General features: G+C 58.5%; 23 protein-coding genes. 17 read left to right on the top strand and 6 right to left on the bottom strand.

Translation table 11 applies throughout. The annotated features are described in order from the left end of the window. Window positions 1–7: 7 nt before the first annotated feature. Window positions 8–445: a Z-ring associated ZapG family protein gene (locus AAEZ06_RS01435; RefSeq protein WP_133099918.1), complete on the bottom strand. Its 438-nt coding sequence runs from the start codon at window positions 443–445 to the stop codon at window positions 8–10. A gap of 147 nt (window positions 446–592) precedes the next feature. Here AAEZ06_RS01435 and AAEZ06_RS01430 point away from each other — a divergent pair, with 147 nt between their 5' ends. From AAEZ06_RS01430 to zapE, 3 genes are all read left to right on the top strand, one after another. Next, window positions 593–1,222 (top strand): alpha/beta hydrolase, encoded by a 630-nt coding sequence (locus AAEZ06_RS01430; protein WP_350612759.1) that lies wholly within the window; start codon window positions 593–595, stop codon window positions 1,220–1,222. Between the two features lie 24 nt (window positions 1,223–1,246). Next, the gene (locus tag AAEZ06_RS01425; RefSeq protein WP_350612543.1) at window positions 1,247–2,599 is read left to right on the top strand and encodes a tryptophan--tRNA ligase; all 1,353 of its coding nucleotides are present in this window, start codon (window positions 1,247–1,249) and stop codon (window positions 2,597–2,599) included. A gap of 78 nt (window positions 2,600–2,677) precedes the next feature. Beyond that, window positions 2,678–3,772, top strand: a complete 1,095-nt coding sequence (zapE, locus tag AAEZ06_RS01420; RefSeq protein ID WP_149410854.1) for a cell division protein ZapE — start codon at window positions 2,678–2,680, stop codon at window positions 3,770–3,772. 101 nt (window positions 3,773–3,873) lie between these two features. Here zapE and AAEZ06_RS01415 read toward each other — a convergent pair whose 3' ends face one another. After that, window positions 3,874–4,794 (bottom strand): GlxA family transcriptional regulator, encoded by a 921-nt coding sequence (locus AAEZ06_RS01415; protein WP_178114385.1) that lies wholly within the window; start codon window positions 4,792–4,794, stop codon window positions 3,874–3,876. Window positions 4,795–5,014: 220 nt separating this feature from the next. Between AAEZ06_RS01415 and AAEZ06_RS01410 the strand changes: the two genes are divergently transcribed. Next, window positions 5,015–6,151 carry an acyl-CoA dehydrogenase family protein gene (locus AAEZ06_RS01410; protein ID WP_149410856.1) on the top strand — a complete coding sequence of 379 codons (1,137 nt, stop codon included), beginning with the start codon at window positions 5,015–5,017 and terminating at the stop codon, window positions 6,149–6,151. 61 nt (window positions 6,152–6,212) lie between these two features. Here the strand turns inward: AAEZ06_RS01410 and AAEZ06_RS01405 are convergent, their stop codons facing one another. Further along, a complete protein-coding gene (locus AAEZ06_RS01405) occupies window positions 6,213–7,253 on the bottom strand; it encodes an NADP(H)-dependent aldo-keto reductase (RefSeq protein WP_350612540.1) in 1,041 nt (346 codons plus the stop codon). Between the two features lie 248 nt (window positions 7,254–7,501). On the opposite strand from AAEZ06_RS01405, the gene rplM reads away from it, so the two are divergent. From rplM to AAEZ06_RS01365, 8 genes are all read left to right on the top strand, one after another. Further along, entirely contained in the window at window positions 7,502–7,930 is a 429-nt protein-coding gene (gene rplM, locus AAEZ06_RS01400; protein WP_133099911.1) for a 50S ribosomal protein L13, read from the top strand. A 14-nt stretch (window positions 7,931–7,944) separates the two neighbouring features. Then, window positions 7,945–8,337, top strand: coding sequence for a 30S ribosomal protein S9 (rpsI, locus tag AAEZ06_RS01395; RefSeq protein WP_133099910.1), 393 nt, complete (start codon window positions 7,945–7,947; stop codon window positions 8,335–8,337). Between the two features lie 266 nt (window positions 8,338–8,603). Further along, window positions 8,604–9,197, top strand: a complete 594-nt coding sequence (petA, locus tag AAEZ06_RS01390) for a ubiquinol-cytochrome c reductase iron-sulfur subunit (protein WP_149410858.1) — start codon at window positions 8,604–8,606, stop codon at window positions 9,195–9,197. Further along, the gene (locus AAEZ06_RS01385) at window positions 9,197–10,408 is read left to right on the top strand and encodes a cytochrome b (protein WP_133099908.1); all 1,212 of its coding nucleotides are present in this window, start codon (window positions 9,197–9,199) and stop codon (window positions 10,406–10,408) included. The genes petA and AAEZ06_RS01385 overlap by 1 nt, the downstream gene beginning before the upstream one ends. Beyond that, a complete protein-coding gene (locus AAEZ06_RS01380) occupies window positions 10,408–11,187 on the top strand; it encodes a cytochrome c1 (RefSeq protein WP_350612537.1) in 780 nt (259 codons plus the stop codon). Before AAEZ06_RS01385 ends, AAEZ06_RS01380 begins: the two co-directional genes overlap by 1 nt. Before the next feature lie 148 nt (window positions 11,188–11,335). Further along, the gene (locus tag AAEZ06_RS01375) at window positions 11,336–11,953 is read left to right on the top strand and encodes a glutathione S-transferase N-terminal domain-containing protein (protein ID WP_133099906.1); all 618 of its coding nucleotides are present in this window, start codon (window positions 11,336–11,338) and stop codon (window positions 11,951–11,953) included. A gap of 17 nt (window positions 11,954–11,970) precedes the next feature. Next, complete coding sequence (locus tag AAEZ06_RS01370; RefSeq protein WP_133099905.1) at window positions 11,971–12,390, top strand: ClpXP protease specificity-enhancing factor; 420 nt, start codon at window positions 11,971–11,973, stop codon at window positions 12,388–12,390. A gap of 171 nt (window positions 12,391–12,561) precedes the next feature. Next, window positions 12,562–13,311 carry a FadR/GntR family transcriptional regulator gene (locus AAEZ06_RS01365; protein WP_350612535.1) on the top strand — a complete coding sequence of 250 codons (750 nt, stop codon included), beginning with the start codon at window positions 12,562–12,564 and terminating at the stop codon, window positions 13,309–13,311. A 140-nt stretch (window positions 13,312–13,451) separates the two neighbouring features. On the opposite strand, the gene AAEZ06_RS01360 is transcribed toward AAEZ06_RS01365, so the two are convergent. Continuing rightward, window positions 13,452–14,609: a phospholipase gene (locus AAEZ06_RS01360; RefSeq protein ID WP_149410861.1), complete on the bottom strand. Its 1,158-nt coding sequence runs from the start codon at window positions 14,607–14,609 to the stop codon at window positions 13,452–13,454. A 236-nt stretch (window positions 14,610–14,845) separates the two neighbouring features. Here AAEZ06_RS01360 and kdgD point away from each other — a divergent pair, with 236 nt between their 5' ends. From kdgD to AAEZ06_RS01335, 5 genes are all read left to right on the top strand, one after another. Then, window positions 14,846–15,757 carry a 5-dehydro-4-deoxyglucarate dehydratase gene (gene kdgD / locus AAEZ06_RS01355; protein ID WP_149410862.1) on the top strand — a complete coding sequence of 304 codons (912 nt, stop codon included), beginning with the start codon at window positions 14,846–14,848 and terminating at the stop codon, window positions 15,755–15,757. A gap of 54 nt (window positions 15,758–15,811) precedes the next feature. Next, window positions 15,812–17,257 (top strand): aldehyde dehydrogenase family protein, encoded by a 1,446-nt coding sequence (locus tag AAEZ06_RS01350; RefSeq protein ID WP_350612532.1) that lies wholly within the window; start codon window positions 15,812–15,814, stop codon window positions 17,255–17,257. 98 nt (window positions 17,258–17,355) lie between these two features. Beyond that, window positions 17,356–18,720 (top strand): MFS transporter, encoded by a 1,365-nt coding sequence (locus AAEZ06_RS01345; protein ID WP_350612530.1) that lies wholly within the window; start codon window positions 17,356–17,358, stop codon window positions 18,718–18,720. Between the two features lie 13 nt (window positions 18,721–18,733). Continuing rightward, a complete protein-coding gene (gene garD / locus AAEZ06_RS01340) occupies window positions 18,734–20,287 on the top strand; it encodes a galactarate dehydratase (RefSeq protein ID WP_149410865.1) in 1,554 nt (517 codons plus the stop codon). A gap of 90 nt (window positions 20,288–20,377) precedes the next feature. Continuing rightward, on the top strand, window positions 20,378–21,319 hold the full coding sequence (locus AAEZ06_RS01335) for an AEC family transporter (RefSeq protein ID WP_149410866.1): 942 nt from the start codon (window positions 20,378–20,380) through the stop codon (window positions 21,317–21,319). A gap of 18 nt (window positions 21,320–21,337) precedes the next feature. On the opposite strand, the gene AAEZ06_RS01330 is transcribed toward AAEZ06_RS01335, so the two are convergent. Together AAEZ06_RS01330 and AAEZ06_RS01325 are read right to left on the bottom strand one after the other, a co-directional pair. Further along, window positions 21,338–21,721 (bottom strand): carboxymuconolactone decarboxylase family protein, encoded by a 384-nt coding sequence (locus AAEZ06_RS01330; RefSeq protein WP_149410867.1) that lies wholly within the window; start codon window positions 21,719–21,721, stop codon window positions 21,338–21,340. Next, complete coding sequence (locus tag AAEZ06_RS01325) at window positions 21,721–22,773, bottom strand: calcium/sodium antiporter (RefSeq protein ID WP_149410868.1); 1,053 nt, start codon at window positions 22,771–22,773, stop codon at window positions 21,721–21,723. The genes AAEZ06_RS01330 and AAEZ06_RS01325 overlap by 1 nt, the downstream gene beginning before the upstream one ends. Window positions 22,774–22,799: the final 26 nt, after the last annotated feature.

The following is a 22,799-nucleotide window of genomic DNA, read 5'->3' as shown; positions in this document are numbered from 1 at the left end:
AAATGACTTACTTCTTCAAGCCGTAATGCTCATCCAGCATGCCAGGGGCATTCGGCGTTTTTGGCGCGTAGTCCCGAGGTGGTTCCTGATTTTCCCGTGGAGGGGTCAGGCGTTCCCGTGGTGCTTGCACCGCATCGGGATGCAGTGCGGCCAGCAGACGCTGACGAGTGATGTCGTCCAGGGCCAGGCGGTTGGCGCCCTCGGCGAGGTGATCTTGCACTTCCTGATAGCTCTGAGTGAGCTTTTTTACCAGGGTCGCGGTGCTATTGAAGTGGGTAACCACCTCATTCTGATAACTGTCAAAACGTTCCTGAATGTCATCCAACTGACGCTGCGTGCGGTTAGGCGCCGCATTGGGCAGCAGGCGAGCAACCAGGAATCCAATGGCGACACCGGCAACCAGGGCAAGAGTCGGCAACAACCAAACTAAGAGCGAGTGTTCCACGAGTCCTTCCTCTATAAACGGCTTTGCTTTACGTTAACGGCTCGGACCTGCGCTGTATACCGCGATTAAGCTCGCAATGATGCCATGCACAGACTTTTAGCTAGACGAGTCGACCCTTTGAGAGGTCACGGAGTTCCTTCCTTGCTGATGCGTGAAACCCCCGTTTTGATCGATGGCCCGGTAGGCCAATTGGAAGCCTTGTATCTGGATCGCTCCGAGCCACGTGGCCTGGCGCTGATCTGCCACCCTAACCCGGTGCAGGGCGGCACCATGCTCAATAAAGTGGTTTCGACCCTGCAACGCACCGCCCGCGATGCCGGGTTGATCACCTTGCGCTTCAATTATCGCGGTGTCGGCGCCAGCGCCGGGACTCACGACATGGCCACCGGTGAAGTGGACGATGCCGAAGCGGCCGCCGCCTGGCTGCGTGAAAAGCATCCCGACCTGCCAATCACTCTGCTGGGGTTTTCCTTTGGCGGATTTGTTGCAGCAAGTCTCGGTGGCCGTCTGGAAGCCAAGGGCGAAAAACTTGCGCACTTGTTCATGGTGGCGGCAGCGGTCATGCGTCTACGCGATCAGGACGTGTTGCCACAGAACTGCCCATTGACCCTGATCCAGCCGGAAACCGACGAAGTGGTCGATCCACAGGCCGTCTACGACTGGTCAGCAGCCTTGAATCGCCCCCATGAGCTGCTGAAAGTGGCAGAATGCGGACACTTTTTCCATGGCAAGCTGACCGATCTCAAGGATCTGGTCCTGCCGCGCCTTTCGAATTGATAGCAGTCTGATAAGCGATTACCCATGACGACTCGTACCCGTATCCTCACCGGCATTACCACCACCGGCACGCCACACCTAGGCAACTACGCCGGCGCCATCCGCCCGGCGATCCTTGCCAGCCAGGACGCCAACGCCGACTCCTTCTACTTCCTGGCCGACTACCACGCCCTGATCAAATGCGATGACCCGCAGCGTATCCAACGCTCGCGTATGGAAATCGCCGCGACCTGGCTGGCGGGTGGCCTGGATGTAAACCGGGTGACTTTCTACCGTCAGTCCGACATCCCGGAAATTCCCGAGCTGACCTGGCTGCTGACCTGCGTCGCGGCCAAGGGCCTGCTCAACCGCGCCCACGCCTACAAGGCCTCGGTGGACAAGAACCTGGAAAACGGTGAAGACCCGGATGCCGGGATCACCATGGGTTTGTATAGCTACCCAGTGCTGATGGCTGCGGACATCCTGATGTTCAACGCCCACAAGGTGCCGGTGGGTCGTGACCAGATCCAGCACGTGGAAATGGCCCGTGATATTGGCCAGCGCTTCAATCACCTGTTTGGCAATGGCAAGGAGTTCTTCACCATGCCGGAGGCGCTGATCGAAGAAAGCGTCGCCACCTTGCCGGGCCTGGATGGCCGAAAAATGTCGAAAAGCTACGACAACACCATCCCGTTGTTCACCAGCGCCAAGGACATGAAGGACGCCATCTCGCGGATCATCACCGACTCCCGCGCGCCCGGCGAAGCCAAGGACCCGGATAATTCGCACCTGTTTACCTTGTATCAGGCGTTTGCCACCAAGGCCCAGGAAAGCGAGTTCCGTGACGAGTTGGTCAACGGCCTGGGCTGGGGCGAGGCGAAGAGCCGTCTGTTCCAGCTGTTGGACGGCCAGTTGGGCGAAGCCCGTGAGCGCTACCACCTGTTGATGTCCCGCCCTGCTGACATGGAAGACTTGCTGCTGATCGGCGCCAAGAAAGCCCGCTCCGTGGCCGCGCCGTTCCTCAGTGAGCTGCGTGAAGCTGTAGGCCTGCGTTCGTTTGTCGCCCAGGCCGCGGTTGCCGCCACCACCAAGAAGAAAGCCGTGAAAGCTGCACGCTTCGTCAGTTTTCGCGAAGACGGTAGCTTTCGCTTCCGTCTGCTGGCAGCCGATGGCGAGCAACTGTTGCTGTCGCGCAACTTTGCCGATGGCAAGGCGGCGGGTGCGGTGACCAAGCAACTGCAGTCGGGTGAAGCGTTGGACGTGCGCAGCGAGGCCACCAGCTTCAGCGTGTGGCTCGAAGACGCCTGCGTGGCTGACAGCCCGGCCTTCCCCGATGCCGCGTCGCGGGATGCCGCCATCGAAGCCTTGCGCATCGCGTTGACCCCTATCGAGGATTGACCCGACCAAGGGTTGATTGCCATTCTCCGGGGCCGTCGTTACAGTGACGGCCCGTTTTTGTTGCCTTGCTAACGAATTATGACGCCCCTAGAACGATATCAAGCTGATCTGAAACGCCCCGAATTCTTCCATGACGCCTCCCAGGAAACGGCGGTGCGTCATTTGCAGCGCTTGTACGACGATCTGGTCCAGGCCTCGGAGAACAAGCCAGGGATGTTCAGCAAGCTGTTTGGCAAGAAAGACCACGCGCCGGTCAAGGGCCTGTACTTCTGGGGCGGCGTAGGCCGTGGCAAGACCTACCTGGTGGATACTTTCTTCGAAGCGCTGCCCTTCAAGGAAAAGGTTCGGACTCACTTCCACCGCTTCATGAAGCGCGTGCACGAAGAGATGAGGACCCTGCCGGGCGAGAAAAACCCGCTGACTATCATCGCCAAACGCTTCTCCGACGAGGCGCGGGTGATCTGTTTTGATGAGTTTTTCGTTTCTGATATCACCGACGCCATGATCCTCGGCACGCTGATGGAAGAGCTGTTCAAGAACGGCGTGACCCTGGTCGCCACTTCGAACATCGTGCCTGACGGCCTGTACAAGGACGGTCTGCAGCGTGCGCGCTTCTTGCCGGCCATTGCGCTGATCAAGCAGAACACCGACATTGTCAACGTCGACAGTGGCGTTGACTATCGTTTGCGCCACCTCGAACAAGCGGAGCTGTTCCATTCTCCGCTTGACGATGCAGCCCAGGAAAGCCTGCGCAAAAGCTTCCGTGCTCTGACGCCGGAATGCACCCTGGCGGTCGAGAACGACGTACTGATGATTGAAAATCGCGAAATTCGTGCCCTGCGCACATGCGACGATGTGGCCTGGTTCGACTTCCGCGAGCTGTGCGACGGCCCCCGTAGCCAAAACGACTACATCGAGTTGGGCAAGATCTTCCACGCCGTGATCTTGAGCGGCGTCGAGCAAATGAGCGTCACCACCGACGACATTGCCCGACGCTTTATCAACATGGTCGACGAGTTCTACGACCGTAACGTCAAGCTGATCATCTCGGCCGAAGTCGAACTCAAGGACCTCTACACCGGCGGTCGCTTGAACTTCGAATTCCAACGGACGTTGAGCCGCTTGCTGGAAATGCAATCCCACGAGTTCCTGTCGCGGGCGCATAAGCCTTAAGGCGTGTGAGTGAAACATCAAAAGGCCTGCAGCGATGCGGGCCTTTTTAATGCGCTCCAGAAAACATTGCTGAGCAATGTGGGAGCCGGGCTCGGGTTTAGTTATGCAGCCTGCTGAAACTGCTGCCGATACTGGTTCGGCGACAGCTCCGTGTGCTGCCTGAACAACCGCGCAAAGAAGCTCGCATCGTCATAACCCACCTCGTAGCTGATGGTCTTGATGCTTTTGCGGCTGCCTGAAAGCAAACCTTTGGCGGTTTCGATGCGCAGGCGTTGCAGATAGTGCAGTGGCTTGTCGCCGGTGGCGGTCTGGAAGCGGCGCATGAAGTTGCGGATGCTCATGCCGTGTTCGCGGGAGACGTCTTCGAAGCGGAACTTGTCGCAGAAGTGTTCTTCGAGCCAGTGCTGGATCTGCAGGATGATCACGTCCTGGTGCAGTTTCTGGCCGCCGAAGCCGATGCGCCCCGGTGCGTAGCTGCGTTGTACTTCGTAGAGAATATCGCGGGCCACGGCCTGGGCGATGTTAGCGCCGCAGAAGCGTTCGATCAGGTAGATGTAGAGGTCGCATGCTGAGGTGGTGCCGCCGGCGCAGTACAGGTTGTCGGCGTCGGTCAGGTGTTTGTCCTGATTGAGCTGGACCTTGGGAAAGCGTTCGCTGAAGGTGTTGAAAAAGCGCCAGTAGGTGGTCGCTTCCTTGCCGTCCAACAGCCCGGCTTCAGCGAGCCAGAACACCCCGGTGGCTTCGCCGCAGAGCACGGCGCCGCGGGCGTGTTGTTCACGCAGCCATGGCAGCACTTGCGGGTAGCGCTTGCACAGCGAGTCGAAGTCGTCCCAGAAGGCCGGCAGGACGATGATGTCAGCGTTTTCCAGGCCGCCGTCCACCGGCATGATCACATCGCTGAAGCTGCACACGGGCAGCCCGTCGGGGCTGACCAGGCGGGTTTCAAAGACCGACGTGAGGCCCTGGCCCAGCTGTTTGCCGTAGCGCAGGCTGGCGAGGTGGAAGAAATCCTTGGCTTGCATGAGGGTTGAAGCGAATACCCGATCAATGGCCAAAATACTGACGCGCCGTAAGGGCGTGGAGATTTGGTTAGACATAATTTCATTTATTCTTATAGGGGAAAGTGGTCACCAGACGGCTGGATCGTCTTATTTTTTGTCGCATGTGTCCAGTGTCCTGTGACGTCCGCGCAGCTTAGGCTCTGTGATCTTGTTCTTGTCTGACAATCCACGCAGGTGACCCATGATCCCCAGAACCTTGTTCAGTTCGGAACACGAACTCTTTCGCCAGAGCGTGCGAACCTTCCTCGAAAAAGACGCTGCGCCTTTCCATGGGCAATGGGAGAAGCAGGGGCACATTGATCGCAGCCTGTGGAACAAGGCGGGGGAGGCGGGGATGCTCTGCTCGCATCTGCCGGAAGAGTACGGTGGGCTGGGGGCGGACTTTCTCTACAGCACGGTGGTGATCGAAGAGATCGGTCGCCTGGGGTTGACCGGGATTGGTTTCTCGCTGCATTCGGACATCGTCGCGCCGTATATTCTGCATTACGGCAGTGAGGCGCTGAAACACAAGTACCTGCCCAAGCTGATCTCTGGGGAGATGGTTACGGCCATCGCCATGACCGAGCCAGGAGCCGGGTCCGACCTGCAAGGGGTGAAGACCACGGCGGTGCTGGATGGCGATGAGTATGTGATCAACGGCTCCAAGACCTTTATTACCAATGGTTTCCTGGCAGACCTGGTGATTGTCGTTGCCAAGACCGATCCCAAGGCCGGCGCTAAGGGCACCAGTCTGTTTCTGGTGGAGGCCAATACGCCGGGCTTCGACAAGGGTAAACGCCTGGAGAAGGTCGGTATGAAGGCCCAGGACACTTCCGAGTTATTTTTCCAGGATGTGCGCGTGCCCAAGGAAAATCTGCTGGGCCAGGCAGGGGCGGGCTTCGCTTACCTGATGCAGGAGTTGCCCCAGGAACGGTTGACGGTCGCCATTGGCGCCTTGTCATCGGCCGAAGCGGCATTACAGTGGACTCTGGAATACACCCGCGAGCGCAAGGCGTTTGGCAAGGCAATTGCCGATTTCCAGAACACTCGCTTCAAGCTGGCAGAGATTGCCACTGAGGTGCAGATCGGCCGGGTGTTTGTCGACAAGTGCCTGGAGCTGCACCTGCAAGGCAAGCTCGACGTGCCTACAGCGGCGATGGCCAAATACTGGACCACTGACCTGCAATGCAAGGTACTCGACGAGTGCGTGCAGCTCCACGGCGGCTACGGCTACATGTGGGAGTACCCGATTGCCCGAGCCTGGGCAGATGCGCGGGTGCAGCGGATTTATGCGGGGACCAATGAAATCATGAAGGAGATTATTGCGCGGGCGCTTTGATCTTGCGGCGTCTCTGAGGGGCTCATCGCGGGCAAGCCCGCGATGGCGATCTACCTATGTATCAAGGTGCAGGATTCGGATGATCCTTCTGAATCGCCTCGATCCCTGCCAGCACGTCATCCGACAGCTTCAGATCGAAGCTGGCAATGTTGCTGTCCAGTTGCTCCAGCGTCGTGGCGCCAATGATGTTGCTGGTCACGAACGGTTGCTGTGTCACAAAGGCCAACGCCATTTGCGCCGGGTCCAGGTCGTGTTCCCGGGCCAGTGCGACATAACGACTGCACGCCGCTTCTGACTGGGCATTGAAGTAGCGGCTGAAGCGGCTGTACAGGCTCAGGCGACTGTTTGCCGGGCGCGCGCCACCTTCGTATTTGCCGCTGAGCATGCCGAATGCCAGGGGCGAGTAGGCCAACAGGCCGCATTGTCCGCGGATGGCGATTTCTGCCATGCCCACTTCAAAGCTGCGGTTGAGCAGGTTGTAGGGGTTCTGGATTGACACGGCGCGGGTCCAGCCACGGGCCTCGGCCAGGGCCAGGAACTTCATGGTGCCCCACGGCGTTTCGTTGGACAGGCCGATGTGACGGATCTTGCCGGCCTTGACCTGCTCGTCCAGGGCCTCGAGGGTTTCTTCCAGCGGCGTCAGGTCGTCTTCTTCCTTGTGCTTGTAGCTCAGTTGCCCGAAGAAGTTGGTGCTTCGCTCTGGCCAATGCAACTGATAAAGGTCGATCCAGTCGGTCTGCAAGCGCTTGAGGCTGGCGTCCAGGGCGTCGACGATGTGCTTGCGGTTATGCTTGAGCTTGCCGTCGCGGATGTAGTCGATAGTGTTGCCAGGGCCGGCGATCTTGCTGGCCAGGACCCAGTCGGCACGGTCGCCGCGGCTTTTGAAGTAATTACCGATATAGCGCTCGGTGCTGGCGTAGGTCTCAGGCTTGGGCGGTACCGGGTACATTTCCGCTGTATCGAGAAAATTTATTCCCGCGCTCTTGGCTCGTTCAATCTGTGCAAAGGCTTCTGCCTCGCTGTTTTGCTCGCCCCAGGTCATGGTCCCGAGGCAGATCGCGCTCACGTTCAGATCGGTTCGGCCCAGCTGTCGATAATCCATCGGGTGCTCCTTCGGGGAAAACAATCATAAAAGCAGGTTGAAATTTTTTTCGCAATCTGCATAATTGCCCACCTCTTTCTGCAGTGGAAGTGATGCGCCGCCTGCCGAAGAATCTTGCCGTTGAACGGACGCGCTGACCCGAGCCCCCGATAGCGTCTGTATCCGGCTGCCTTTGACTTGTCAAAGTACGCACTATTCAGTAAGATCTGCCGTCTAATTTACAGGGCGGCCCCTGAGGCTATTAAAGAATGACAACTTTTACTGCAAAACCGGAAACAGTTCAGCGCGACTGGTTTGTCGTCGACGCTGCTGGTCAGACCCTGGGTCGTCTGGCCACTGAAGTCGCCAGCCGTCTGCGTGGCAAGCACAAGCCTGAGTACACCCCTCACGTTGATACCGGTGACTACATTGTCATCATCAACGCTGAGCAGGTTCGTGTGACCGGCAAGAAAGCCCAAGACAAAATGTACTACCGTCACTCCGGTTTCCCGGGCGGTATCAAGTCTGCCAATTTCGAAGGCCTGATCGCTCGTAAGCCTGAAGCCCCGATTGAACTCGCGGTCAAAGGTATGCTGCCTAAGGGCCCACTGGGTCGCGACATGTATCGCAAGCTGAAAGTCTATGCGGGCGCTGCTCACCCTCATGCTGCTCAGCAGCCCCAAGAACTGAAGTTTTAACGGAATAGTTCATTATGTCGGCGACTCAAAATTACGGCACTGGCCGTCGCAAAACCGCAACCGCACGCGTTTTCCTGCGTCCGGGCACTGGTACCATCTCGATCAACAACCGCACTCTGGAAAATTTCTTCGGTCGCGAAACTGCCCGTATGGTAGTTCGTCAGCCGCTGGAATTGACCGAGACTGCTGAGAAGTTCGACATCTACGTCACCGTTATCGGTGGCGGTGTAAGTGGTCAAGCTGGCGCAATCCGCCACGGTATCACTCGCGCTCTGATGCAGTACGACGAAACCTTGCGTGGCGCTCTGCGCAAAGCTGGCTTCGTTACTCGCGATGCTCGTGAAGTTGAACGTAAGAAAGTCGGTCTGCGTAAAGCGCGTAAGCGTCCGCAGTACTCGAAGCGTTAATTCGCTTTACGTTCCAGAAAACGCCCAGCCTCCTCGCGGAGCTGGGCGTTTTTTATTGCTTACGTTTTATGTGCGTTTTTTCACTGTGACAACTTGCCACACCCGTAGACGCCCTATACTACAAGGCTTGGAGTTTGGGCTTGGGGTAATTACCTTGTCAGAGGTGGGGCTTTTCATTACCATTCGGCAAAATTTTTATAAGTTCAGATTTAATACTTAGTAGACGCCTGATTTAACAGGCCAAAAAGCTGATGGGAGAGGACTGAATGAGCAATGACGGCGTGAATGCAGGCCGGCGTCGCTTCTTGGTAGCAGCCACGTCCGTGGTGGGTGCTGCAGGAGCGGTGGGGGCTGCGGTCCCGTTCGTGGGGTCATGGTTTCCCAGTGCCAAGGCGAAAGCCGCAGGTGCACCGGTGAAGGTGAATGTTGGCAAGATCGAGCCAGGCCAGCAGATGATTGCTGAGTGGCGCGGTCAGCCAGTGTTCATCGTTCGTCGTACCGAGGAAATCCTGGGGAACCTGAAGAAGATCGAAGGCCAGTTGTCTGACCCCACATCCGAAAGTTCCGACCAACCCGCCTACGCCAAGAACGAAGCGCGCTCGATCAAGCCAGAGATTCTGCTGCTGGTCGGTCTGTGCACCCATCTGGGTTGCTCGCCTACCTTCCGCCCGGAAGTTGCGCCCGTGGATCTGGGCAAGGACTGGGTCGGGGGTTATTTCTGCCCGTGCCACGGCTCTCATTACGACTTGGCCGGTCGTGTCTACAAGTCGCAACCTGCGCCATTGAACCTGCCGGTTCCACCGCATAACTACGAGTCTGACGACGTCATTGTCATTGGTATCGATAAGGAGAGCGCGTGATGAGCAAGTTCATGGATTGGGTTGATGCGCGCTTCCCCGCGACCAAAATGTGGGAAGACCATCTCAGCAAGTACTACGCCCCGAAGAACTTCAACTTCTTCTACTTCTTTGGCTCCCTGGCACTGCTGGTGCTGGTCAACCAGATCGTTACCGGTGTCTGGCTGACCATGAGCTACACCCCGTCGGCGGAAGAAGCCTTTGCTTCCGTTGAAGGTATTATGAGGGACGTCAACCACGGCGCCATCTTGCGCTTGCTTCACGCCGTTGGCGCTTCGATGTTCTTCATCGTGGTCTACCTGCACATGTTCCGTGGCTTGCTCTACGGCTCGTACCAGAAGCCTCGTGAGCTGGTGTGGGTGTTTGGCATGCTGATCTACCTGGCGCTGATGGCAGAGGCCTTCATGGGCTACCTGCTGCCGTGGGGCCAGATGTCCTACTGGGGCGCCCAGGTGATCATCTCGCTGTTTGGTGCGATCCCGGTCATCGGCAACGACCTGACCCAGTGGATTCGTGGTGACTACCTGATTTCCGGGATCACCCTGAACCGCTTCTTTGCCCTGCACGTGGTGGCCTTGCCGATCGTTATTCTCGGCCTGGTGGTGCTGCACATCCTGGCGCTGCACGAAGTCGGCTCCAACAACCCCGACGGCGTGGACATCAAGAAGCACAAGGACGAGAACGGCATTCCGCTGGACGGCATTCCTTTCCACCCGTACTACACCGTGAAAGATATCGTCGGCGTAGTCGTGTTCCTGTTCGTCTTCTGCTCGATCGTGTTCTTCTTCCCCGAGATGGGCGGCTACTTCCTTGAGAAGCCGAACTTCGAACAGGCGAACGCCTTCAAGACCCCGGAACACATTGCCCCGGTCTGGTACTTCACCCCGTTCTACGCGATTTTGCGGGCGATCCCCGACAAGCTCATGGGTGTTATCGCCATGGGTGCGGCCATAGCTGTGCTGTTCGTGCTGCCGTGGCTCGATCGTAGTCCGGTCAAGTCCATGCGCTACAAGGGCTGGCTGAGCAAAATCTGGCTGTGGGTGTTCTGCATTTCGTTCGTGATCCTCGGCGTGCTGGGCGTATTGGCCCCGACTCCAGGCCGTACGTTGCTGTCGCAGATTTGCACCTTCCTGTATTTCGCCTACTTCATTCTGATGCCGTTCTACACCCGGCTAGAGAAGACCAAACCGGTTCCGGAAAGGGTGACTGGCTGATGAAAAAATTATTCGCTGCATTGATTCTTGTTGCCCTGCCAGTACTGTCCTTCGCGGCTGAGCACGGCGCGGAACTGGAAAAAGTCGACATCGACGTTTCTGACAAGGCTGCAATGCAAGATGGCGCACGTACCTTCGCCAACTACTGCATGGGCTGCCACAGCGCCAAGTTCCAGCGTTACGAGCGCGTGGCCGACGACTTGGGTATCCCCCATGACCTGATGCTCAGCAACCTGGTGCTCACCGGCGCCAAGATCGGCGACCATATGAACATCGGCATGCAGCCTGCCGACGCCAAGGCCTGGTTCGGTGCGGCACCGCCCGATTTGACCCTGGTGGCCCGTGTTCGTGGTACCGACTGGCTCTATGGCTACCTGAAATCCTTCTATGAAGACCCGACGCGTCCTTGGGGTGTGAACAACAAGGTGTTCCCGAATGTCGGTATGCCTAACGTTCTGGTCGGCCTGCAGGGTCGCCAAGTGGTAGGATGTAAGCAAGTTCAAATCGTCGAGAACGGCAAGAAGCAGTATGATCCGCTTACCGGTACGCCTTTGACTCATGAAGCGTGCGATCAGCTGACCATAGTGCCGAAGTCCGGTACGCTGAACGAAGAGCAGTTCGACGAGAAGGTCAAGAATCTGGTGACCTTCCTGGCCTACTCGGCCAACCCAGTGAAGCTGCAGCATCAGCGCATTGGTACCTATGTATTGCTGTACCTGGCCTTCTTCTTCGTATTCGCTTATCTGCTTAAGCGCGAATACTGGAAGGATGTGCATTGATCAAACTGTAAGCAATTGCTGTTAATCGTGCGCGCCCAAGGGCGTCTCTGGTAGCGGGTCCGGGTTTCATCCGGACGTTACGTGAGACACCCTTTGGGCGCGCTCGTTTTTGAGCTTCCGATAATTTCAACAAGCGAGGAGGACCGCCATGGGCGTGACCAATCGGTTGGCCTGTTACTCCGACCCCGCTGACCAATATTCCCACCGAGTACGCATCGTGCTCGCAGAGAAGGGTGTCAGCGCCGAGATCATTACTGTGGAGGCAGGTCGTCACCCGCCGAAACTGATCGAAGTGAACCCTTACGGCAGCTTGCCCACCCTGGTCGATCGTGACCTGGCGTTGTGGGAGTCAACCGTGGTGATGGAATATCTGGATGAGCGTTATCCCCATCCGCCGTTGCTGCCGGTATATCCGGTGGCGCGTGCCAACAGCCGCCTGCTGATCCATCGGATCCAGCGTGACTGGTGTGGCCTGGTGGACCTGATTCTGGATTCGCGCAGTAAAGAAGCCGCCCGTGTTCAGGCGCGCAAGGAATTGCGCGAGAGCCTGACCGGTGTTTCGCCGTTATTCGCGGACAAACCTTTTTTCCTCAGTGAGGAACAAAGTCTGGTGGATTGCTGCCTATTACCCATACTCTGGCGTTTGCCGATTCTGGGCATTGAGCTGCCGCGGCCTGCCAAGCCGCTGCTTGATTACATGGAGCGCCAGTTTGCGCGTGAGGCTTTCCAGGCGAGTCTGTCTGGTGTCGAACGCGATATGCGCTAAGGCTTAAGGAGCCGCTGATGAACTCCAGTCGACCGTACCTGGTCCGCGCGCTCTACGAGTGGATAGTGGACAACGATTGCACCCCGCACATGCTGGTCAATTCCGAGTTTCCTGCGGTTCAGGTACCGCAAGGTTTTGCCAGTGACGGACAGATCGTCCTGAACGTTTCACCCAGTGCCGTGCGACAGCTGCACATGGACAATGAAGCGGTCAGCTTCGAAGGGCGTTTCGGCGGTGTGCCGCATACGCTGTACGTGCCCATCGGCGCGATCCTGGGGATTTATGCCCGGGAGAATGGCCAGGGCATGGTGTTTGATCTGGAGTCGTCTCTTGATGATGACGAAGCGATCGAACTTGATGGCGATGATAATCTGCCGCCGCCGGATTCCGAGCCGCCACGCCCTACTGGCCGGCCGAGTCTGAAAGTGGTGAAGTAACAGAGCGCGAGCCTTCGGGCGAGTGTTTAAAAATGCCTCGGCTGTGCCGGGGCATTTTTTTGTCCGACACAACAGGCCGTGGGATGCACATGAAAGTCGTGGCTGGACGGTGATCGTACAACTGGCATGGGCTATGATGCCCCTTTAGTTCGCCGAGATAGATGATTGATCATGGAAAACTCCAACACAGCCCCTCGTCTTCCCCGCAAGCGCCGCAGCCTTGCCCAGGAACTGGTCACGGTGCTGTCCGAGCAAATCCGTGACGGTCAGCTCAAGCGTGGCGACAAGTTGCCCACCGAGTCGGCAATCATGAATGCCCATGGCGTCAGCCGTACCGTGGTGCGCGAAGCCATCTCCCGGTTGCAGGCTGCAGGGCAGGTGGAAACCCGCCACGGTATCGGCACCTTCGTGCTGGATACGCCAAGCCCCAGCGGTTTTCGTATCGACCCAGCCACCGTGGTGACCTTGCGCGATGTGCTGGCTATTCTGGAACTGCGTATTAGCCTGGAAGTGGAATCTGCCGGCCTCGCCGCCCAGCGTCGTAACGACGAGCAACTGGCAGGTATGCGCGCGGCCCTCGACGCCCTGAACGAAAGCGCGGCCCACGCGGGTGATGCAGTGGTGTCGGACTTCCAGTTTCACCTGCAGATTGCCCTGTCTACTGGCAACCGCTACTTCACCGATATCATGACTCACCTGGGTACCAGTATTATCCCGCGTACCCGTTTGAATTCGGCTCGCCTGGCTCATGACGACCAGCAGCACTATATGAGTCGCCTGAGCCGCGAACACGAAAAAATTTATGAGGCGATCGCTCGCCAGGATTCGGACGCGGCGCGGGCCGCGATGCGCCTGCACCTGACCAACAGCCGTGAGCGGCTGCGCCATGCCCATGAAGAGGCAGAGGCGCAGCGCGGTTAAAGGTATTCAATGTAGGAGCTGCCGAGCTTTAGCGAGGCTGCGAATGTATCGCCGGGGTGTACTTGAAACTGCGCGGTGTCTGCATCGCAGCCTCGCTGGTGCTCGACAGCTCCTACGGGTTTAACTTTGCGGCTGATCGCTTAACTGGCAGGCTGATTCGGCTTGTAGTCCTTGAGCAACAGATACGTACTCCAGCCCCACCAATCATTGGTCCACTGCTTGTCGTTCAGGTTGTTGACGTCCTTGCGTCGCAGCACCTTGTCGCCTTCAGCCTTGAACAGCGCAGAGAAGTTATTGGCCGGGTTTTGCGCGGCATTCAGGTCCGGCACATAAAGCGGCGCCTTGAAGTTGGCCGGGGAGGGTGCGATGCCGCTGATAAACGTTTCGAATACTTCGTCCGCCGAGGCCTGTACGGCGCGTTTGACCTGCGCACGGTTGGCCGCGTCGTTTGCATCGAAATAGCGTTTGTCACCGTAGGCGTGCCATTGATCGCCCAAGGCATTGCGCACATTGAGCCCGAACTTGCTGTCCTCGTCGTGCATGAAGCGGCTGATCAATGAGCCCAGTTCACCCGGCGTAACCACGGCTGCCAGTTGCTTGCGTGGTACCCGCAGGTGGCCGGCTGAAAACAGATCGGTCAAAAAGTGATCAGCAAAGCTGTTCATGGCGTAAGCCAGTTCCAATGCCTGGTCGGTGCCACTTTGATGCGCCACGACGGCTTGTTGCAGTGCCGCCGTATGGCCCGCCTGATAGGCCGACAATGCCCACTCGCCGAAGTGATCGGCATTGTCCGCAGCCAGTAGCAAATAGCGTCCCAGCGGAATCAGCGCCGACACGGCACTGCCGCCGCCGGTAATGCGGTTCCATTCCTCGGACAACGTATCACCCAGGGCATCGTAGGCTTCATGGGGTTGCTTGCCATCCCTGATCGCCTGGTTGACCGCGTTGATCTCCTTTTGCATCACCGCGAGGATCTTGCCCGCCTCATCTCGTGACGCCGGCAATACCGCCAGCGAGTTGAAGGCAGCAGTAAAGCGGCGCACCCGATCACCGGGCGACGCGCCATCGTTGATGGGCTGACCGGGGATGCCATAGAAATCACCGCCCAAGGAAATGATCTGGCCGTAGGTCAGCGCCAGGCCGTTGGGCAGGTGCAACTCGACCTGTCGGGCAGGAATCGCCGGGGCATCCTTGACGAAACGCAACAGTGTGTCATCGCCGATGGCCGTGTGTTCGCCCCCTTCGAAACGCAGGGTTGGCGGTTTTTTTTCAGTAGTAGCGAGTTCAAGGTCTGACATGTTAGCTCCTTGCTATGTCGTGGGAATCTTCCTTGGTAGCTGTATGTATATACAGCTATTGCGATAATAGCGGAATGATTTCCTACGTCAAGAAGGGCGTTCTCAACCCTCAACCCTTTCACAGGGCCGATGAATTGCAGTTGACGAATCTTTTTATAGTTGTACGATGACGTATGACGTCAAGCTAGCTCCCAGCAATCTCTCAACAGAAAGTCTTTACCCAGGGTGTTCGAATAATGAATCCACAAGAACTGAAGTCCATCCTTTCCTCCGGTCTGCTGTCTTTTCCCGTGACCGACTTCAACGCCCAAGGTGATTTCCACCAGGCCGGCTACGTCAAACGCCTGGAATGGCTGGCCCCTTATGGCGCCACTGCCTTGTTCGCCGCTGGTGGCACCGGTGAGTTTTTCTCCCTGGCGGCCAGCGAATATTCGCAAGTAGTAAAAACCGCCGTCGATACCTGCGTTAACAGCGTGCCGATCCTTGCTGGTGTCGGCGGTTCGACCCGCCAGGCCATCGAATACGCCCAGGAAGCCGAGCGTCTTGGTGCCAAAGGTTTGTTGCTGCTGCCGCACTACCTGACCGAAGCCAGCCAGGACGGCGTCGCCGCGCATGTTGAAGCCGTGTGCAAGTCGGTAAAAATCGGCGTGGTGATTTACAACCGCAACGTCTGCCGCCTGACCGCGCCACTGTTGGAGCGCTTGGCCGAACGCTGCCCGAACCTGATCGGCTACAAGGACGGCCTGGGTGACATTGAACTGATGGTGTCGATCCGACGTCGCCTCGGTGATCGTTTCAGCTACCTCGGCGGCCTGCCGACTGCAGAAGTCTACGCAGCAGCCTACAAGGCCCTGGGTGTGCCGGTGTATTCCTCGGCGGTGTTCAACTTCATTCCGAAAACCGCGATGGATTTTTATCACGCCGTTGCGCGCGAAGATCACGCCACCGTCGACAGGATCATCGACGACTTCTTCCTGCCGTATCTGGATATCCGTAACCGCAAGGCCGGTTACGCCGTGAGCATCGTCAAGGCCGGGGCAAAAATTGTCGGTTTCGACGCAGGTCCTGTGCGTACGCCGCTGACCGATCTGCTGCCGGAAGAATACGAAGCCCTGGCCGCGCTGATCGACAAGCAAGGCGCGCAATAACCCATCACCAAGGCCGCTGAGTAATCAGCGGCCTTTTGCGTCAGGAGAAGATTTGTGTCCCAAGCCAAGCGTTTTGAAAATTACATCGACGGCCAATGGGTGGCCGGCGTCGACTACTCGGCCAATATCAATCCGTCAGAGTTGTCTGATGTCATTGGTGAGTTTGCCAAGGCCGACCTGGCTCAGGTCAATGCCGCCATCGACGCCGCCCGCGCTGCTTTCCCGGCCTGGTCGACCTCCGGCATCCAGGCTCGTCATGATTCCCTGGATAAAGTCGGCAGCGAAATCCTCGCCCGTCGTGAAGAACTCGGCACATTATTGGCCCGGGAAGAGGGCAAGACTTTGCCCGAAGCCATCGGTGAAGTGACTCGCGCCGGTAACATCTTCAAGTTCTTCGCCGGCGAATGCCTGCGCCTGTCCGGCGATTACCTGCCGTCGGTGCGCCCGGGTGTCAACGTCGAAGTGACCCGCGAAGCCTTGGGTGTGGTCGGCTTGATCACCCCGTGGAACTTCCCGATTGCCATCCCTGCCTGGAAAATCGCTCCGGCCCTGGCCTACGGCAACTGCGTCGTGCTCAAACCGGCCGAACTGGTGCCGGGTTGTGCCTGGGCCCTGGCAGAAATCATCTCCCGCGCCGGTTTCCCTGCTGGCGTGTTCAATCTGGTGATGGGCAGCGGACGTGTTGTAGGCGATGTATTGGTCAACAGCCCGAAAGTCGATGGCATCAGCTTCACCGGTTCCGTGGGTGTCGGTCGGCAGATCGCTGTCAGTTGTGTGTCGCGCCAGGCCAAAGTACAGCTGGAGATGGGCGGCAAGAACCCGCAGGTCATCCTCGACGATGCCGATCTCAAGCAGGCCGTCGAGCTATCGGTGCAGAGCGCGTTCTACTCCACTGGCCAGCGTTGCACCGCGTCCAGCCGCTTTATTGTTACCGCCGGGATCCACGACCAGTTTGTCGCGGCCATGGTCGATCGCATGAAGTCGATCACGGTCGGCCATGCCCTGAAAAGCGGTACCGATATAGGCCCTGTGGTTTCCCAGGCCCAGTTGGACCAGGACTTGAAATACATCGACATCGGCCAAAGCGAAGGCGCGCGACTGGTGAGCGGTGGCGGCCTGGTGACCTGTGACACCGAAGGCTACTACCTGGCGCCGACATTGTTTGCCGACAGCGAGGCTGCCATGCGCATTAGTCGTGAAGAGATTTTTGGTCCGGTGGCCAACGTGGTTCGTGTCGCAGATTACGAGGCAGCGCTGGCCATGGCCAACGACACTGAGTTCGGCCTGTCGGCCGGTATCGCCACCACGTCGCTGAAGTACGCCAACCACTTCAAACGCCACTCCCAGGCCGGGATGGTAATGGTCAATCTGCCGACGGCAGGTGTGGATTATCACGTTCCTTTCGGTGGCCGTAAGGGCTCATCCTACGGTTCGCGTGAGCAGGGTCGCTATGCGCAAGAGTTCTATACGGTGGTGAAAACCAGCTACATCGGTTCGTAAACGCAATACCTCTGTAGGCGCGAGCAAGCTCGCTCCTACAGAAAACAAAGCCAAGACAATCACCCGCAAAAAAAAATAATTAGTGGGAGTACTTCTACATGCAAGCGACCAAGCCGACCCATGTCCGCTATTTGATCCTGCTCATGCTGTTTCTGGTGACCACGATCAACTACGCCGACCGCGCCACTATCGCCATCGCGGGCTCCAGCCTGCAAAAAGACCTCGGCATCGACGCGGTCACCCTCGGTTATATCTTCTCCGCATTCGGTTGGGCCTACGTGGCTGGGCAAATTCCCGGCGGCTGGCTGCTAGACCGTTTTGGCTCGAAAAAAGTTTACGCCTTGAGCATCTTCACCTGGTCGCTGTTCACCGTGCTGCAAGGCTATGTCGGTGAGTTCGGTATCTCGACTGCCGTGGTTGCGCTGTTCATGCTGCGCTTTCTGGTGGGCCTGGCTGAGGCGCCATCCTTTCCCGGTAACGCGCGCATTGTCGCTGCCTGGTTTCCCACCGCAGAGCGCGGTACCGCCTCGGCGATCTTCAATTCGGCGCAATACTTCGCCACTGTATTGTTTGCACCGTTGATGGGCTGGATCGTCTACAGCTTCGGCTGGCAGCACGTGTTTATCGTGATGGGCGTGATCGGCATCGTGTTCTCGCTGATCTGGCTGAAAGTTATCCACAGCCCGCGCCAGCACCCACTGATCAACGAAGCTGAGTTCAAGTACATCGCCGAAAACGGTGCCATGGTCGACATGGACCAGGACAAGGGCAAAGACAAAAAAACCGACGGTCCGAAGTGGGATTACATCCGCCAACTGTTGACCAACCGCATGATGATCGGCGTGTACCTAGGCCAATACTGCATCAACGGCATCACTTACTTCTTCCTCACCTGGTTCCCCGTGTACCTGGTCCAGGACCGTGGAATGACCATCCTCAAGGCCGGCTTCATCGCCTCGCTGCCGGCGATCTGCGGTTTTATCGGCGGCGTGTTGGGCGGGGTGATTTCCGATTACCTGCTGCGCAAGGGCCATTCGCTGACCTTCGCCCGCAAGGCGCCGATCATCGCTGGCCTGCTGATCTCCAGCAGCATCATTGCTTGTAACTACGTGGACGTTGAATGGATGGTGGTGGGCTTCATGGCCCTGGCTTTCTTCGGTAAAGGCGTTGGCGCACTGGGTTGGGCGGTGGTGTCTGACACCTCGCCGAAACAGATCGCGGGCTTGAGCGGTGGATTGTTCAATACCTTCGGCAACCTGGCTTCGATCACCACGCCGATTGTGATTGGCTACATCATCAGCACCACTGGCTCGTTCAAATGGGCGCTGGTGTTTGTTGGCGCCAATGCGCTGGTGGCGGTGTTCAGCTACCTGGTAATCGTCGGCCCGATCAAGCGTGTGGTGCTTAAAGAGCCGCCGAGCAAAGGCCCTGAGCTGACTAAACTTTCCCAAGCGCATTCCTGAAGGGGCCCGCGTCATGCAGTTGATTGAACATGCCGACTCGCCGCGCTCCATTCGTTTGCACGAGCGCGATAATGTGGTGATTGTGGTCAACGACCAGGGCGTGCCGGCCGGGACCGAGTTCCCGGACGGCCTGGTGACCATCGATTTCATCCCCCAAAGCCACAAGGTGACCCTGGAAGACATCCCCGTGGGCGGTCAGATCATTCGCTACGGACAGACCATCGGTTACGCCTTGCAGCCGATTCCACGGGGCAGTTGGGTCCAGGAAGATCAGTTGCGCATGCCGACAGCACCGCCCCTGGACAGCTTGCCGCTGTCCACCGAAGTGCCCGAGGCCCAGGCGCCGCTGGAAGGTTTTAGCTTCGAGGGCTACCGCAATGCCGACGGCACCGTCGGCACGCGCAATATCCTCGGTATCACCACCACGGTGCAGTGTGTGACGGGCGTGCTGGACCATGCGGTCAAGCGCATCAAGGACGAGTTGCTGCCCAAGTACCCGAATGTCGATGATGTAGTGGCGCTGACCCACAGCTACGGCTGTGGCGTGGCAATCACCGCGACGGATGCTTACATCCCGATCCGCACCGTGCGCAATCTGGCGCGCAACCCGAACCTGGGGGGCGAAGCCCTGGTCATCAGCCTGGGCTGCGAGAAACTGCAGGCCGGGCAGGTGATGCACGACAACGACAGCTCGGTCGACCTCAGTGAGCCATGGTTGTACCGGCTGCAGGATTCCAGCCACGGCTTTACCGAGATGATCGAACAGATCATGCAACTGGCCGAAACCCGCTTGAAGAAGCTCGACCTGCGCCGCCGGGAAACCGTGCCGGCGTCGGAGTTGATCCTCGGCATGCAGTGCGGCGGCAGCGATGCGTTTTCCGGCATCACCGCCAACCCGGCCCTGGGTTACGCCTCGGACCTGCTGTTGCGGGCGGGGGCGACGGTGATGTTTTCCGAAGTCACCGAAGTGCGCGACGCCATCTACTTGTTGACCTCCCGCGCCGAAAGCCAGGACGTAGCCCTGGAGTTGGTGCGGGAAATGGACTGGTACGACCGTTACCTGGCCAAAGGCGAGGCCGACCGCAGTGCCAACACCACGCCGGGCAACAAGAAGGGCGGGTTGTCGAATATTGTCGAGAAGTCTTTGGGCTCCATCGTCAAGTCCGGCAGCAGCGCCATCAACGGCGTGCTCGGCCCGGGGGAGCGCTTTAAGCGCCGTGGGCTGATCTTTTGCGCGACGCCGGCCAGTGACTTTGTCTGTGGCACCTTGCAACTGGCGGCGGGGATGAACCTGCATGTGTTTACCACTGGTCGCGGCACGCCCTATGGGCTGGCGATGGCGCCGGTGGTGAAGGTTTCGACCCGTACCGAACTGGCTCAGCGCTGGCCGGACTTGATCGATATCGATGCGGGGCGGATTGCTACTGGTCGCGCGACGATTGAGGAATTGGGCTGGGAGTTGTTCCACTTCTATCTGGACGTGGCCAGCGGCAAGAAGCAGACCTGGGCCGAGCGGCACAAACTGTATAACGACATTACCTTGTTCAATCCAGCGCCTATTACCTGACGATTGTTCCCACGCAGGGCGTGGGAACATCAGGGTGAAAGTGGCTTATCATTAGCCACCTACTGACGCTCGCTTAAGGTTCTCCCCGGCATGCTGGCTATCTTCTTCGCAACCCTCGCCATCACCGCGCCGGTGTTTGCCATGCTGTTCCTCGGTGTGCTGCTCAAGCGCATTAACTGGATCAATGACAACTTTATCCATACGGCCTCGTCCCTGGTGTTCAACGTCACCATGCCTGCGTTGCTGTTCCTCGGTATTCTCCATGCCGACCTGCACTCGGCGCTTAAACCCGGATTGTTGATTTACTTCGCCATCGCCACCGTGTTGAGTTTTGCCTTGGCCTGGAGCTGGGCGATCTTTCGTTGCCCACGGGAAGACCGTGGCATCTATGCCCAGGGCGCGTTTCGTGGCAACAACGGAGTAATTGGCCTGGCACTGGCAGCCAGCATGTACGGTGACTACGGGATTTCCCTAGGGGCGATCCTCGCGGCACTGGTGATCTTGTTCTACAACACCTTGTCCACCATCGTCCTGGCGGTCTACAGCCCGGTGATCAAATCCGACCCGTGGAGCATCTGCAAGAGCGTGGTGGCCAATCCCTTGATCATCAGCGTGATCGTCGCGGCTCCCTTTGCCTACTTCCAGATCGGCTTGCCCGGCTGGCTGGAAACCTCCGGCCAATACCTGGCAGACATGACCTTGCCTCTGGCATTGATCTGCATTGGCGGTACCTTGTCGTTGGCGGCTCTGCGCAAAAGCGGTGACATGGCGTTGAGCGCCAGCCTGCTGAAGATGATCGTCCTGCCAGTGCTGGCAACCCTCGGTGCCTGGCTGTGCGGGTTCCGTGGGCCGGAGCTGGGGATTCTGTTCCTGTACTTCGGTGCCCCGACGGCGGCGGCCAGCTTTGTTATGGCCCGCGCAGCGCAGGGCAATCATGAACTGGCAGCGGCGATTATTGTGATCACCACGCTGATGGCGGCGGTGACCACCAATATCGGAATCTTCGTGTTGCAGGCGGGTGGCTGGGTGTAGGCGCGAGCTTGCGCGCACCTACACTGGATTTTGCTGGTAACTGTCGATCACTTCCTGCGCCGCCCGAAACGCATCAACCGCCGCCGGTACGCCGGCATACACCGCGCAATGCAGCAGCGCCTCGCGAATCTCTTCTACCGTGCAGCCATTGTTCAGCGCGCCACGTACGTGGCCTTTAAGTTCTTGCGGGCACTTGAGGGCAGTCAGGGCGGCGAGAGTGATCAGGCTGCGGGTTTTCAGCGGCAAGCCTTCGCGATTCCAGACGCTGCCCCAGGCGTGTTCGTTGACGAAGTCCTGCAGCGGCTGAGTGAAGTCGGTGGCATTGCCCAGGGCGCGGTCGACGAAGGCATCGCCCATCACCTGACGGCGCATTTCCACGCCTGGTTTTTTTTGATCGGTCATTACGATTCCCTCTTGTGTTGGCGGCGCCAGGCTCGCAGCGAGGTGAAAAACACAAAGGCCACCAGCGCCGGCAGGACGTAATACAGCATCAGTTGTTCCAGCTTATTGGCCAGGGGCATGCCGGTAGTGAACGACACCATATGCAGCCCATACGCCAGGTACAGCGCGAGTAGCAGCAAACCTTCGGCCCGGGTGATCCGGTAGCCGGAATAGAATACTGGAAGGCACAATACGACGACGCCGAGCATCACTGGCAGGTCGAAGTCCAGGGCATTGGGTGAGACCGATAGGGCAGAGGGTGCGACGAGGGCGGTAAAGCCCAGCACGCCCAGCAGGTTGAACAGGTTGCTGCCGATCACGTTGCCCACCGCAATTTCACGTTCACCGCGCAGGGCGGCAATCAGCGAAGTTGCCAGGCAGGGCAACGAGGTGCTGACGCCGACGATGGTCAGGCCGATGACCCGCTCGGAGAGGCCAAGGTCGCTGGCCACATCTACTGCCGCGCGCAGCAGAAGGTGCCCGGCGAACACCAGCAACACGAGCCCGCCGATCATCCACAGCAAGCTGCTCAGCCACGGTGCCTGTACCACCGTGTCACGGGTGCGAGGGCGGCGTGAATGGCGGGTCTGGTACAGCAACAGGCCAAGGTAGGCCACCAGCGCCGTCAGCAGCATCAGGCCATCAACAGGTGTCAGCTCTTCATTGGCGGCGAGGACGAACACCAGCAGTCCAGCAAAGATCATCACCGGGATGTCCAGGCGCACCAGTTGCCGGGACACTCGCAGGGGAATGATTAGCGCCGAGAGGCCGAGGGTGACGAGGATGTTGAAGATGCTGCTGCCGATCACGCTGCCCACGGCGATGTCGGTGTTGCCAGCCAGGGTGGCTTGCAGGCTGACGGCCATTTGCGGCGCGCTGCTGCCGAAAGCGACGATGCTCAAGCCGATGATCAGCGGTCGCACCTTGAGGCCGGCAGCCAGCCGCACGGAAGTGCGCACCAGGATTTCGGCACCGGCAATCAGCAGCACCAGGCCGCTGATGAGTTCGATCATGCTTAAGGACGAGAGAGCGGTTAATC

It is taken from the genome of Pseudomonas sp. HY7a-MNA-CIBAN-0227 (assembly GCF_040310325.1).
Taxonomy (GTDB): domain Bacteria; phylum Pseudomonadota; class Gammaproteobacteria; order Pseudomonadales; family Pseudomonadaceae; genus Aquipseudomonas.
Note: the sequence above shows the minus strand (reverse complement) of the source record. Positions and strands in the feature narration are given on the sequence as shown.